Source organism: Taibaiella koreensis, assembly GCF_003545715.1.
Classification (GTDB): Bacteria; Bacteroidota; Bacteroidia; order Chitinophagales; family Chitinophagaceae; genus Taibaiella; species Taibaiella koreensis.
In genome coordinates this window covers 277,423-291,636 of the sequence record NZ_QVNU01000002.1, presented here as the reverse complement: position 1 = coordinate 291,636, position 14,214 = coordinate 277,423, and the positions used below count along the sequence as shown (strand labels likewise).

Sequence of the window (14,214 nt, the reverse complement as noted above, 5' to 3'; positions counted from 1 at the left end):
CCAATAACTTTTTAAGACTACCGTTGATCCGAAAAAATACCAGCCATAGGGTTGGTATTTTTTTATGGAGAAAAGCGGGAATGCCGGTACCGCTTATAGGCCAGAGCCACCTCGTGTTCTATTGTTTTTCATGTATCAAGTTGAGATGTTTTGTCTTGGCGCCAAGCTATGACGATTGAAAAACAACAACTTCATGTAGAATTAATATTGTATTTCAATGTTCTTTTAAAGAAATATATATTTTTGATATTGGTTAATGAAAAATTAAATTTAATCGATTTCAAAGGATCCAATTGCTGTCAATAATGAAATCAAAATATCTGCTTGCCGTATTGCTCATGTTGAGTAATATGATGTTTGTCAACGCCCAGACTGATGATCTAAGCTATGGCCGGAAATATAAGATAGAAGAGACCGGTTCCTTGCTAAAGCAGGTACCGCAATTTGCTACTGACAAATTTGATGTCGACTATACGGGGATGACCGCTATCGGTATCGATCTTTATACCCTTGAAGAAGATGGCGTAAAGATCCCCATTCGCCTTACTTATAATCCCAATGCCACGAAGATAGATGACCGGGCAAGCTGGGTCGGTTTTGGTTGGAGCCTGGATGTGGGTGGCTATGTGGGCAGGAGTGTCAATGGTACCCCTGATGATGTGGTCATCACGGCAAAGATGGGGCTCGTTGCCGACACCCCGGATTTTACCAGGATCGCTAATCCATTGCGTGGATATGCCATTTCGGGCGCTAAAAGGATCAATAATTACAATTGGTCGATGAATCTGTCTTCAGCCTCCGACAAAAGAACCATTTATCAATGGCTGAGCAACAGCACCAATAAATTCTTTAAGAAGGTCAAGCACGATATAGGCGCCGGCTGGCTTTATTTTGAGGCAGGCACCTTGGATTGGTCGGTGTACAATGACGAGGGCTTCGATGCAAGCCCTGATGTGTTCAGCTATAACTTATTTGGCCGTAGCGGCAAATTTGTCTATAGCTATTCCAGTCAGGAAGGATTGACTAAGCCTCGTACGATTCCTTACGATAATATAGACATTAGCTGGAGCATAGATGCCGCTACCGATTATTATAATGCCGATGCGATTACCAACCGGTACAACATGAAATTCCCTTATCAGACAAGTGGCGCTTACGCTTTTGAGATCAGGGATGATAACGGCTGCCGGTACCAATTTGACGTCCTGGACTCTTCTTATATCACCAGCAGCTACTACCCTTCATGGGGCATTGGCTGCGGCCGGGATTATCTCCGGGTGAACGGCGGTGACGTCGGCGGTTTTGTCTATAAGAAAAATGATCGCTGGTCTATCAGCAGGCTAACCACAGCGCATGGCCGGGAGATCCACTTTACCTACCAGCAGGATACCAGCACTTCTGTCAGTATATCCAGGAGGGCTTCTAACATGGATTTCGTCAACAATAGCGGCTTTTCTCCTCTTTTGCGAAACCACAATGTCAATGTCGCCGGATCAAACAACTTTACCAATAAGATCAAATCCATCGAGACGGACAACGAACGGATCGACTTTATTCTCTCGGACGCCAAGCGGCAGGATGTAACCACGTCAAAGCAGCTGGAGCGGATTATTATTTATCGCAAGACCCGGGATGGAGTGGTTGAGAAATACAGGGTTGAATTTGGGTATGACTATTTCAATACAAACAACGATCCGCGTATAGATTACACTTATGCAGTACCCTTGCGTCCTGGCGGCAATGTCATCTATGATAATCAAACCAAAAAACTTAAGCTGACGAGTCTTCAATTTAAAAGTGGTAGCACCGTTACACCGCCATACCGCTTTACTTATAACGAAAGTGCAGCGCTCCCACGACAGTTTTCCGTAAAAAGGGATCTCTATGGCTACTATAATGGCAGCAATAATGTGACTTCGTGTACCTATCCAAAAATGTATGTATATCCGAATAAAACCGGGACCGACAAGTATACGATCAACCGAAGGCCCGACTGGGTGGTGCTGGGTGAGACCGAGGTCATGCTCGACGGCGCCGACGCCAGTTCGACAGCGAGTATGACTATTGGTACCTTGAGCCGCATTACTACACCTACCGATGGCTATATCGACTATCGCTTTGAGCCCAATGACTACCTCTGGTTCAACAATACGATCAAAGGAGGTGGGATGAGGATAAAAAGCATTACCACCAACCCCAATATCACGGGCTCGCCGGCGATCGTAAGGAATTATACTTATACCCGGGCGACGGCTCCGCTGCAATCATCAGGCAAGCTCCTGAATGCGCCGATCATTGCCTATGGGGAAAATCATTGTGGCTATGAGTTCGAGGGCGTCGATCCATCTGCTTATGCACGCGATAGTCCGGATTATATCAAGCGTTTTACCTGGCGGCTGGAGATGCCCGAGTTCAGTGGCTTGATCGATGCCGGAAATCCGGTGGTCGGTTATGAGGAAGTAACGGAGCAGATACCCGGAAAGGGAAAGACGGTGTATACCTTCTGGGCTCCGGGTCAGGCTGGTACGCCGGCAATCGAACCACAATATACCAATGCCGGCAGCGGGATCGAAGACTTCAACAACATGCTGCCGTTGGTCAGGGTTATCAATGGCGGTGGCTATTATGAAATGGTGCCGCCCAGCCAGGATGCTTCGCTTTTCCTCGACGTCACCACACCAATGGACCTTGCCGGTGTCGATGCTTCGGAGTATTCTTACTACGCCGGTCCCAAGATCAACCTGGATTGGGCAAGAGGAATGATCTCTTCTAAAAAGCAATATACCAGTAGTAATACCCTTACCTACGAGGAAAATTTCCAATACCAGGTGATGTCGCCCGGGCAGTTTGGGCCGGTATATATACCAGCGCTGAAACAAGGTAATATAAGGGTATACAACATGCCGAACATCTTCAATACATACGATGATATGTTCGCTACCAATTGTATGTACTATACCTACTTCCTGCAGCTTGCCAATGTAAAAATGGCGTTACGGTCGGTAGAAGCAAAAGACTATGGCACGGTTACGGGCGGTCCCGGGCCTGTGAGCACAACCACTGTGTATACCTATGCCAACAATACTCCGGCCAACCTGGACCCCTATCCCCGGGCTATTACCACGGTCAATTCCGATGGAACCTCGCTGACGAAGCGCTTTAAATACCCCAGGGACTATGTCGGATCGATTAACGGGATAAGCGGCAACCTGCTCAACGGTATCCCGCTGCTGTTGTCTGATAAAAAATACAGCTCCCTGGTCGAAAGCTGGAATGAGCAGGCGAAGAGCGGAAGCACTGCTATACAGACGCTTGGTGCAGATCTTAATGAATATGCTCCTTTTGCCAATGCGCCTGCTGCCGGCGTACTGCGGTCACGCTTATATAAGCTGAATACCAATACGCCATTATCCGGTTTCAGTCCCTCTTCGATCACCGGTATCGGTGCAGGGACATCCTTCAATAAAGATCCAAGGTACCAGCTGGAGCAGGAATTAAATAAGGTCGATTACCAAGGCAATGGGCTACAGCGTACCGAAAGCCGTACGGGCCGGGTGATCGCCAGTGTAATGGGGTATCAATCCATGAAACCTGTCGCGACCGTGGACAATGCCGCATTGTCCGACATCGCCTTCTCAGGCTTCGATGAACCACCCTATCCGCCTCTGGGTACGATTGACGATAGCAAGGGCAACTGGGAATTTGATCCTGAGTTCCTTGCCAATAACCCACTTTACCCGCCGCTGACCGGCAATTTTCACTACGGTTTGTTCTCTGAGAATGGAAGCCCGGCGATCGCCTTGCATTCGGAGCTGCTGTCGGTTAATGCCTTACAAAGCGGAAAGCCCTATGTGCTGAGCTTTTGGGTAAGAGATTTGCCCGGCCCCGTTACGGTGCCCAATGTATATAACGGTAACGTGCTGCAAGCAGTTCCAGCCCACACGCGTGAGGCCAATGGCTGGTTCTATTATGAAATACCCCTTACCGGAACGGGAAATAAAGTCAGGTTGGAGACGCCGATGCCCTCAACAGTGGGAATGATCAATAACCTGATGATCGATGAGGCGCGGTTATATCCTGCCGACGCAGCCATGAGAACCCTCGCCTATGACCCTGCGACGGGAGCCGTTACCACGTCGATAGACGAATCCGGCAATGTTACCTATTATGAATACGACGGTATGGGCCGGCTTGTTCGGCAGCGTGATGCCAATAAAAATGTAACCCGGCAGTATACTTATCAATATAAAGCCCAGTAACCTTACCCTTTATGAAAGCTTTTGTAACCAGGCGGCTGAGTCGCCTTCTTTGCCTGCTTGGCCTCTTTATTGGAGGGCGTCTGCTAGCACAACCGGTAGCCCCGGCACTGAATATACCAGAAGCGCCTTCGATCAGCAATCTGCCCCCCGTGCCTCATCCTGGTATGTACGACCTGGGTGCAATGACGCGGTTTAACCTGATTCGAACGGAAGTGCCGGACGTTCCCTTAAGAGCGACAGCACCGCCGCCGGGTGCTTCGGTCATTTACAAGCATAACTTTGACAATGGCCCATACGACCATCCTTATATCGTACCGCCGGCCATTATCGATCCCCGGTTGAGCAATAGCAGCTGGACCAATACCGGCGGTGTATGGACTTCCTACTTCGGCTTTGGTGTAAAGGCGCTTGCAGTCAATAATGCCGGACCCGCCACGAAGACACTGACCTTATCCTTTACCGTAGCTGAAGGTTATATTGCAACCTTGCGTTCTTTTAGCTTTTATCACCGCAGCAGCAGTACCGGCTATTCCGCCTGGCGGTTAGCGATCAATGGTATTGCTGCCGACTCAGGGGGTATCTTTGTCGATGGTCTCGGTGGGCAAAGTCAGATGCAGCCTACTGGAACCGTTGTGCTGGACACGCCCATCACCGAATTGAGGGGTGAGGTCAAAATAGATCTTGTACTTTATCTCGGGGCTCATGGTGGAACGGCCACCTTCCGCATGGATGATTTTACACTCAACGGTTCTGTGAGCCCGGACCAGTATGTGCGCAGCATTGCCCGCTATTTCGACGGCCTGGGAAGGCCCTTGCAGACTGTCGGCAGAAAGGCTATGGCGGAAGGTAACGATATTGTTACACCTAATGTTTATGATGCTTCGGGCCGTGAGGCCTGTAAATACCTACCGCTGCCCCGTCCGGTAGCCGGTTCTCGGGGCGCATTTGTCGATGCTATTGCGACGGGAATGCGACAGCATTTCGACACAGCCTATCCGGGTCAGCAACCTTATGCCCAAATGGAATATGATAACTCGCCGCTGGACCGTGTCACGAAGGAGCTGGCGCCGGGCGCTAGCTGGGTAGGGGCAGGCAAAGGGCTAGAGCATAGCTACAGCAGCAACAGGGAATATGTATACGCATTCAGTTCAATATACTATAAGGTTATCGGTGCTTTCCCGCGTTTTACCATCGGCACCGCAAGCTCCGATGTGCCACAATATGCAGGAGATTACGCGGAAAGCACCTTGTTTGTCCATACTGTAAAAGATGAAGACGGTAATATTAACGATGAAGTAAAGGACAAAAGAGGCCGCATCCTGATGAAAAGAAGGGTTTTTCAGCAAACCTCGGCTGTGCCTGCCTTTGTGCCTGCCCGGTCGATTCCGGACAACCTGGCCTATACGATATATGTATATGATGATCTGGACAGGTTGCGTGCGGTGTTGTCGCCGGAATGCCTGAAGCCCACCCATACCGTAAGCCAGGTCTCTGTTCCTGGTGTGTCGACAACGACTACCTATACTTATAGCTGGCCGGCTCTCTCCGTTGCACAGATGAACAACCTGGCATACCAGTATTTTTACGATGATCGGGGCAGGCTCTTACAAAAGAAGCTCCCGGGGAAAGAAACGGAATATTTTGTATACGATAAGCGCGACCGGCAAGTATTATACCAGGATGGTAACCTAAGAGCGCAGGGCCATTGGTTGTTTACTGCTTACGACGCGCTGGATCGCCAGGTGTTTTCAGGTAAATATGAGCCCGGCACACCAGTCAGCCAGACTGATCTGCAGCAATCGCTTATAGCCCCGGGCAATGCCCCCGCCGGTTCTCTGCTATCTTATCTGAAGCCAACTACGCTTTGGAAGGTATACCCTGCAACAATACCGGAAAGCCAGCTTTTAAACTATGCTTACTATGATGATTATAACCAGCTGTCGGCGCTTCCGTACGATGCGGCACAGTTCTCGGGTATTACTATTAATCCAACCCTGCAGCCCTACCTGGAACAACCGGAACCCGATTTTACCCATGCCGTAAAAGGATTGGCTACCGGAGCCCGGACAAGGGTAATGGATCCTGACGATACGGCGGCCGAGAAATGGCTGCTGAGTGCCAATTATTACGACAGCAAAGGCCGCGTACTACAAACACAGGCGCAAAATATAAACGGCGGCAAAGAAATTGCCAGCAATGTCTATTATTTCCAGGGCATGCTGTGGAAAAGTATTCAAAAGCACGAGAACCCCGTGGCTCATCCCATACCAGGGATGAGCGCCGCCAACACAACGGTACGTGTAGTAACCACGGCCAATATAAATCTCAGTCCTGGTGGCGGTAGTGATAAAGTGGGCGCAATAACCCGGCAGATCGATGGCGGTGCGGCCTATCCTTTTGTCAGTTATACTTACGATCAGCAGGACCGCATATTGTCTAAAATATTTCCCTCGGCAAAGGTGACCCAGGAATACAATATCAGGGGTTTGCTGGATCGCATTGATGTTTCTAATTCTGCCGCAGGCCAGGACCCCCATGTCTTCGAAGAAAACCTTTATTATGACAAGGGCTTCGCTGGAAAGCTATATAACGGTAATATTGCAGGGATAACCTGGAGAAAGGCCGGCACCAGCGCTCCGCTTGAAGCTTATGGCTATTGCTATGATTCGCTAAACCGCCTGACGCATGCCGAATACCGGCGCCAGGAAACTGCCGGCGCCGGTTGGCTCAAAGATGCCTATGATTATACTGCATCCAATATGTCTTATGATAAGAACGGCAACTTGATGACCATGGATCAGCGTGGTGTGAACCCTGCAGTAAGCAACGCGCCGGTTGACATGGACCGGCTGCAATATACCTATGCCGATAATAGCAACCAGCTGGTCAAAGTAAAAGACCTGGTGTTGCCGGCCAATACCGTAACCTTGCCGGATTTCAAAGACAGTGCGGATCTGAACATAGAATACGCCTATGACGCTAATGGCAATATGGTCGCAGATCAGAACAAACATATTACTGCCATTGCTTACAACTACCAGAACAAGCCGGAGAAGATTACAGTGGGTACGCAAGGCGTGATCACCTATGTATACGATGCGACAGGCAACAGGTTGCAGAAGAAAATTAAGTCCACCGCGACCGGAGTTACAGAGATATATGATTATATCGGTAACTTCGTTTATAAGGATAGCGTGCTGCAATACGTCCTTACAGAAGAAGGCCGCATAAGGCCTGTGGCCGGTACGGCGGCAATGGACTATGTGTATGATTATTTTGTAAAAGATCACCTGGGCAATGTTCGCAGCGTGGCAACGATGAATCCTTTGACGCCGGAATACCTGGCGACACATGAGATCGCAAGAGCTGCGATCGAAGAGCAGGTCTTTGACAATATACCGGCCGTGCGCGATGCCAATCCTGCCAGCGTTGATCCGCAAAACCAAATGGCAGCCCTGACCAAAGGAGACGGCAACCGTATCGGTACGGCTATCATGCTGCGTACTATGCCGGGCGATCGGTTTGCTATCGTTGCGAATGCGTACTACAATGGCAGCTATACCCAAAGCAATAGCGTTCCCGGAGTCGATATGGTGGCTTCATTGATGGGTGCTTTGCTGGGGGGCAATACCTATCCGGGTGTACCCATCTCTGAATTGCCGGAGCAGGCCCGCATTGTAAAGACAGCGTTGGATAATCCTGCGCTGGCCACACAGCTCAACAACCTGCTGGATGCCAACAACGATCCCAATGTACCCAGGGCACATCTGAACCTGTTGTTTTTTAATGAAAAGATGGAGCTGGTGCCCGCACTGAGCAAGAGCGTGCAGGTGAGCGCCAATAGCGATGGCAGCTGGCAGGAGCAAAGCCTTAGCTCTTCGGGTATGGTAGGACCCTTTCCTTCGGGCTATGTTATGGTCTATGTCGATAACCAGAGTCCCGGTAAAGAAGTATGGTTCGACGACCTGGCTCTGCAGCACTATACCAGCAGCATACTCGAAGAGAATCATTATTATCCGTACGGTTTGACCATCAATACGAGCCAGGCGGTGAATGTCTCAGGTCAACCATACAAATATCAGGGGATAGAATTGGAGCAACATTGGGGACTTGAAACTTATGAGACGTATTACGGCAATTTGGATCCGCAAATTGGCCATTTTAGAAGATTTGATCCCAGGGCAGAGATGAACTATAGTTTAACTCCATATAGCTCAATGAATAATAATCCGATAAATAATACGGATCCTCTTGGAGACCTAGTCGGTGATTACTATGACAGGGACGGTAACTATCTTTACAATGACGGTAAAAATGATCATAAAACTTACGTTGTTGATAAGCAGGTTTCGGTCGATCCCTCCCTCCCTGGCTCGGGGAGAAACGTCCCGACACAAATGTCTATGACTGATGTTGAATTCAAGAAGACAGCCAATGTTGTTAAACAAGAAGCTGTTTCAGACGACCCCAATGAATCATTATACATTGCCCATGCAAATAATAATGAAGCTAAAGAGAGAGGTTCTGATATGTATTCATTGCTTATGAGCACCTACTCAAGTGTAGGGGATAAAAGTGAGCTTAGCAATACAGATAATAGCGGCAGCGCAAAAAACGCAAGAGCAGCGGTTATTGACGTTCTGGCGGGCCATGGCGATCCTACAGGAGGAGCTACATTATGGGATGGTACGGATTTTCTGGCATGGGGTTTGCATGCACCTGACGGTAATCCTCAAAATAAATTTTCAGAATATAATAGTATTACCATCCCAAAATCAGTTTATGATTCTTACAAAAGTAATAATACAAGTAGGTACGGTAGTTCTGTGCGCTATTATGGCAAATCTTATTCGATTCCGGCAGCTGTTTTTGGCGACCGGAATAACTGGTCTACAGGAAGCTTCCAGTACAATACTGGTGCACGGGCTACCCAAAGTCTACAGGCAACTGTCAATGCTGGTGGCAGTATATTTTGGAAAAAAAACACACCGTAACAAATGAATTTGAAAATAGTATTGTCAACAATATTGCTATTCGCGTTTCTGAATGCATGTTATGCACAGCATGCCACCAATCAGAAAATTGAAGGGAAGTCATTTTTATTTGAAAAAGACAGACTCTCGTCAAAGCGCCATTTGTGCAAGCAGGATAAAAATCCGACTTTTTTGAATTTCAAAGGAATTCAGTTCTCGTCGAGCTATGTATTGATCGATTCTCTTAATGTGGATTTGAATAAAGACGGTATCGCTGATTGGATAGTTATCCTGTCTCCCCGAATACAGGAACTGGACCAATACAAGGATGCCTGTTACAAAACGGTATTCAATACACGTTTGCTAATGGCGATTATTTCTGAAAAGGGCAGCTATCATGTCTCGGCGATCAACGAGAACCTGATTCTAAACCGGTTCGAATACCAGTCCGAACCTTATCGGAAAATTGAAAAGGAAGTGGATGGCTTTGTTATCCGTTTTTATATCGGTTCCGTTATAAGATGTAATTATGATTTTCATTTTACTGCAAACAAAGGGGGACCTTTTCTTTCTAAAACATCCTACGACTGTTATCGAAGGGATCTTAGCCGGTCAGCACAAAGTAGCCTTAATTTTAAGAATGCAAATACAACGTCGTTGTCGAAGATCAATATAAGGCCATTCATCCGGATACCAAATCTTAAATAATAGTTTTCCCAATAGCAGATCGCCGCAAATGTATTATCCGTACGGTTTGACCATCAATACGAGCCAGGCAGTGAATACTCAATCGAACAGCTACAAATTTCTGACCAAAGAGCCGGAAAAAAGCTTTGGGTTGGAGCTATACGACTTCGGTGCAAGGCCTTATGACCCACAAATAGGAAGATGGCTGACGGCAGATCCTTTGGCCGAAAAAATGAGAAGGTGGAGCCCATATAATTATGCCTTTGATAACCCGATCCGGTTTATTGATCTGGATGGGATGTTAGCAACGGATTTTTGGAACGAGAAAGGGCAGGTAGTTGGAAATGATGGTGTCGATAACGGAAAAGTTAATGTGATAAAGACAACGCAAACGGACTTTGATAGCGGTGTCCCATCCAATGGCATTATTAAAGCGGATGCAACAAAGACTGAGGACTTTATTAAGCAGAATTCGGGTAAAACTGCTGCGTTCAAAGCTAATAGTATAGCATACGATAATAGTGTGGAAATCGAAGGAAACCCAAATGTAAGGCAGCAAATGGTTGCTGAAGTAAATAAGGACAACGGCAAAGGCGGAACTTCGGCAGCTAATAATAGGGAGTACGGTGGCGGTATCAGTCAAGAAGGAAATGTAACCACTGCAATGCCTGGCCCTGTTTCTAATCCTAAAACGGACCCCCATGCTTCAATACGAATTGATGTTGATGTAGATGCAAGAAGTGAATTTCATAGCCATCCAAGTGGTGAGGTAATAGATATAGTAAGACCGCCAAGCTCCCAGATGGGAACAACAACGACAATGTATAATTTTAGGCAAGCCCCGTCTAATAAAAACTTATGAAACGCTTCTCTTTGCTATTGTTTGGCTTTATTCTTCTTTTGCATGTATCGAGTTACGCTCAACAAGATACAATTAAAGTAAAATCTGTTGAGGAGGCGATAAACGCGTCTCTGGAAAACTTCAGACAAAAAATCAAGGATGACAAGGCAGACATTTACATTATTACAGAAGTGAATTTAGAAAAGAGCAAGATTGATTTTGCTAAAAACGGCTATAGTATAGAACCCGGGATAAATGCAAAGAATATAAGCTACGGAAAGAAAATGTTCGTTTTGAAATTTATTGTGTCAATGACTGGTAAACAGACACTGATTACATGTATTCAATTTAGATTAAAAAAGAAATCTGAGAAAGCGATAGCGCTTATTAACCTAATGTCTGGAAACTATTACGAGGTTGTCTACCCTTAATTTTCTGATATCTATTGATGAGTCGACAACAAAATGCAATGGAACTCAGAATATTCAAATTACTTTGTTTGCCCAGAAACGGGAAAAGTGCTATTTCATTTTAGACTTGAGGCAAAATGAAGAAATTGACAATAACTATATGGCTTATTGCCGTAGCATTTATGTCAAACGGACAAAAAATAAAAGTGCTGAAAATAGATTCTACTGCCAAACATTATCTTATAACTGTTTCAGGAAAGGATACTATTAATGGTATTATTATTTCGAAACGGATACCAGATTCAAAAGAGAAGCGCCTATCCAAGAAAAAAATGAAAATTGTAGTTGGAAATGAATATACGATTAGCCTTAGAGAGAAGCTTATTTATAAATTGCTTAATAAAAAAGCATTTGAGATTGAAACAGACATGCAGGGAGCAATATTAGTAGATGACAAAGATGTGTGGAAAGCGGGAGACAAGCACAAGCTTTATGAAACGGATGATTTGATCGGTCTATTTGTTAAACAATAAATTTGATGCCCCTGCTGGCACGAATCCTTTCGTGTGCCGCTTAAAGCGCTACAACTATATGACTAAAGCTACCTTAGTAGTCATTATATCAATAATATCCTCTTTCTGTTCGCTGGCTCAACCTCAGAGAGTAAGGGTTTCCGTTAAATCAGATAGTATAACTAAAAAGTATTACTTCTCTAACTCACTGATTCAATCAATAGCATTGCCATTGGATTCATTTAGCTATCAATATAAAGCGGGAAGGCTTGTGAAGATAAATCAATATTCTAAAGAAACGAATGGTAAGTACAACTTAACAGGGGATGCAAAGCTAATGTATGGGGCAAACGGGCGGGTTCTGGATCGCCACTACGCAACGGATTTTGTTTTACCGAAACATGAATGTGTGAACCATATTTCATATCTGAACAAGTTGGGATTGCTAGATGAAGACCTCTGCTATTTAAACTCAGTTCTTAGGGACAAAGTTGGGCAGAGAAAAACCAATCATATTGGTTCGAAAGGTATTGACACTTTGACCTATGACCTCAATACCGATGTAAGCATGAAAACCGGCGCAGACTATTCCCCTTTTTTGTACGGAAAAGTACTCACAAAAATAATGCTCTATGTCAGCAAGAACCGGCTCATGGCATTCGAAGGAATACTGAACGAGGATACAGCAATTTTTCACTACAGGAAATCGTTTGCCTACGACAGAGAAGGACAATTAATTAGTACGAAGACAGTTGATATGCTGCGAAAGAAAACAATAAGCAGCAGCCTTTACAGTTATTCCAAATGGTGAACTGTCTTCAAAATGCGAAAGTGCATAGCGTCTTCAGCACCTGCTGACACACGAATTCTTTCGACAAAATCAAACAAAGAGAACAAACAAACATAGCTTCTGAATCACCACATGAAAAAACTGAAATTTTTATTGCCTTTAGTATTGCTTTCTGCCTGTTCCAAAGATAGCCCGGAGGCGCTTTCAATAGTTGGTATATGGGATGCCGACGACATTAACCAGGGCTTTACCAGCAGGGAATTTACGAAAGACGGAAAGTATTCCGTGCTTTTGGTAGGCATTCCAAAGCCGGTAGAGGGGACATATCAATACTTGTACCAGGAGCAGAAGCTGATCACCTCCATATTTGAGTCCGGCTTTGGGCTTGTAGGCGATACTTTGGCTTGCTCCGTGTCGGGCGACAAATTGCAAATCAGCAATAAATACTACTATACCCGGCGGAAATAAATTTTGATCATACGGCTGCTATCGGTTTTCACGGCTGGCACATTGACGCACGGTATTCTTTAGGGTTTGCTACCTGCTTGTCGCCTTAACATCGTAAACAAAGCTGCAGAGACAAAAGTAAGGACAGCGCAAACGAGGTAAGGCAGGCCTTTGTAAATGCCATAAAGGAGTGCGGCGGTAACCGGCCCAATTACTCTTGTAAGCGATTGCAGCGACTGGTAAGTACCTTGCGCTTTGCCTTGTTCCCGGTCGTTGGCTGCCTGAGACACCAGGGCGCTCATCGAAGGCTCAAACAGCCCTTTGCCAAAGGCGTAGACCAGGTAGATCACATACACGGCTCCCATCGTATGCCGCCACTGCAGCGATGCGATGAGCAGGTACATGATACCGGCGATGCTGATGCCCATTACGGCTAATCTCTTTTCGTCGGAATAAGCGTGGAGCCTGCCCACCAGGAAGCCCTGGGTTGCCAGGTCGGCGATGCCCACCATCAGGAATATCATACCCATCTGTGTCGTGTCCCAGCTTAATACTTCTTTAAAGTAGACCGTGATATTGCCCTGTAGCTGGGCAAAGGCAATAAAGTGAAATACCGATGCGATGAGCAAAGACCGTAAGGCCCGGTTGGACTGTAAGCCTTTGAAAGCAGCCATGGGATTAATTTCTGGCCATCGGAACGGACGGTGTGCCGGGTGCGGGACGATCGTTTCGGGCAAGGCAAAATAAGCCCAGCCGAAATTGAACAGGCAAAGCGCCGCCGCCAGGTACATAGGAGCCGACAAGCCCAGGCGGGCCGCGAAGCCGCCGATGGCCGGACCGACAATGAAACCCAGGCCTATGGCGCCGCCAATAATGCCGTAGCGTTTTGCCCGCTCGCCAGGCGGTGTGATATCGGCGACATAAGCAAAGATCGTACTGATATTCCCCGCCGTTAGTCCGTCAATGATCCGTCCCAGGAAAAGCAACCACAAAGTATTGCCGAAGCCCAGCAGCAGGTAACCTAATGCCGATCCCACCATGCTCAGCAGCAATACGGGCCGCCGGCCATACCTGTCGCTGAGCAAGCCCAGCGCCGGCGCTGAGAGAAATTCACAAAAGGCAAACAATGCGGTGATGATGCCCACATACAGTGCCATATGCATCTGCGTATACCGGGCCACCAGGAAAGGCAATACCGGCTGCAAGATACCAATGCCGACCAGATCGATAAAGGTAGCCAACAGCAATACGGGAAAGGGACTGCGGAAATTTGTTCTAAGCATCGTGTACGGAAC

General features: G+C 46.8%; 9 protein-coding genes. 8 read left to right on the top strand and 1 reads right to left on the bottom strand.

Annotated features, from left to right (window positions below; all coding sequences use genetic code 11):
- Positions 1-305: 305 nt before the first annotated feature.
- From DZK30_RS08260 to DZK30_RS08225, 8 genes are all read left to right on the top strand, one after another.
- Positions 306-4,259, top strand: coding sequence for an RHS repeat domain-containing protein (locus DZK30_RS08260; protein WP_118973654.1), 3,954 nt, complete (start codon positions 306-308; stop codon positions 4,257-4,259).
- A gap of 11 nt (positions 4,260-4,270) precedes the next feature.
- Positions 4,271-9,253: a DUF6443 domain-containing protein gene (locus tag DZK30_RS08255; protein ID WP_118973653.1), complete on the top strand. Its 4,983-nt coding sequence runs from the start codon at positions 4,271-4,273 to the stop codon at positions 9,251-9,253.
- 3 nt (positions 9,254-9,256) lie between these two features.
- Positions 9,257-9,940, top strand: a complete 684-nt coding sequence (locus DZK30_RS08250; protein ID WP_118973652.1) for a hypothetical protein — start codon at positions 9,257-9,259, stop codon at positions 9,938-9,940.
- A 28-nt stretch (positions 9,941-9,968) separates the two neighbouring features.
- The gene (locus DZK30_RS08245) at positions 9,969-10,781 is read left to right on the top strand and encodes an RHS repeat-associated core domain-containing protein (RefSeq protein WP_118973651.1); all 813 of its coding nucleotides are present in this window, start codon (positions 9,969-9,971) and stop codon (positions 10,779-10,781) included.
- Entirely contained in the window at positions 10,778-11,191 is a 414-nt protein-coding gene (locus DZK30_RS08240; protein WP_118973650.1) for a hypothetical protein, read from the top strand. The genes DZK30_RS08245 and DZK30_RS08240 overlap by 4 nt, the downstream gene beginning before the upstream one ends.
- A 116-nt stretch (positions 11,192-11,307) precedes the next feature.
- Positions 11,308-11,703 carry a hypothetical protein gene (locus DZK30_RS08235; RefSeq protein WP_118973649.1) on the top strand — a complete coding sequence of 132 codons (396 nt, stop codon included), beginning with the start codon at positions 11,308-11,310 and terminating at the stop codon, positions 11,701-11,703.
- A gap of 58 nt (positions 11,704-11,761) precedes the next feature.
- On the top strand, positions 11,762-12,493 hold the full coding sequence (locus tag DZK30_RS08230; protein WP_162902945.1) for a hypothetical protein: 732 nt from the start codon (positions 11,762-11,764) through the stop codon (positions 12,491-12,493).
- A 111-nt stretch (positions 12,494-12,604) separates the two neighbouring features.
- On the top strand, positions 12,605-12,940 hold the full coding sequence (locus DZK30_RS08225) for a hypothetical protein (protein ID WP_118973647.1): 336 nt from the start codon (positions 12,605-12,607) through the stop codon (positions 12,938-12,940).
- A 59-nt stretch (positions 12,941-12,999) separates the two neighbouring features.
- Here DZK30_RS08225 and DZK30_RS08220 read toward each other — a convergent pair whose 3' ends face one another.
- Entirely contained in the window at positions 13,000-14,202 is a 1,203-nt protein-coding gene (locus tag DZK30_RS08220) for an MFS transporter (protein WP_118973646.1), read from the bottom strand.
- Positions 14,203-14,214: the final 12 nt, after the last annotated feature.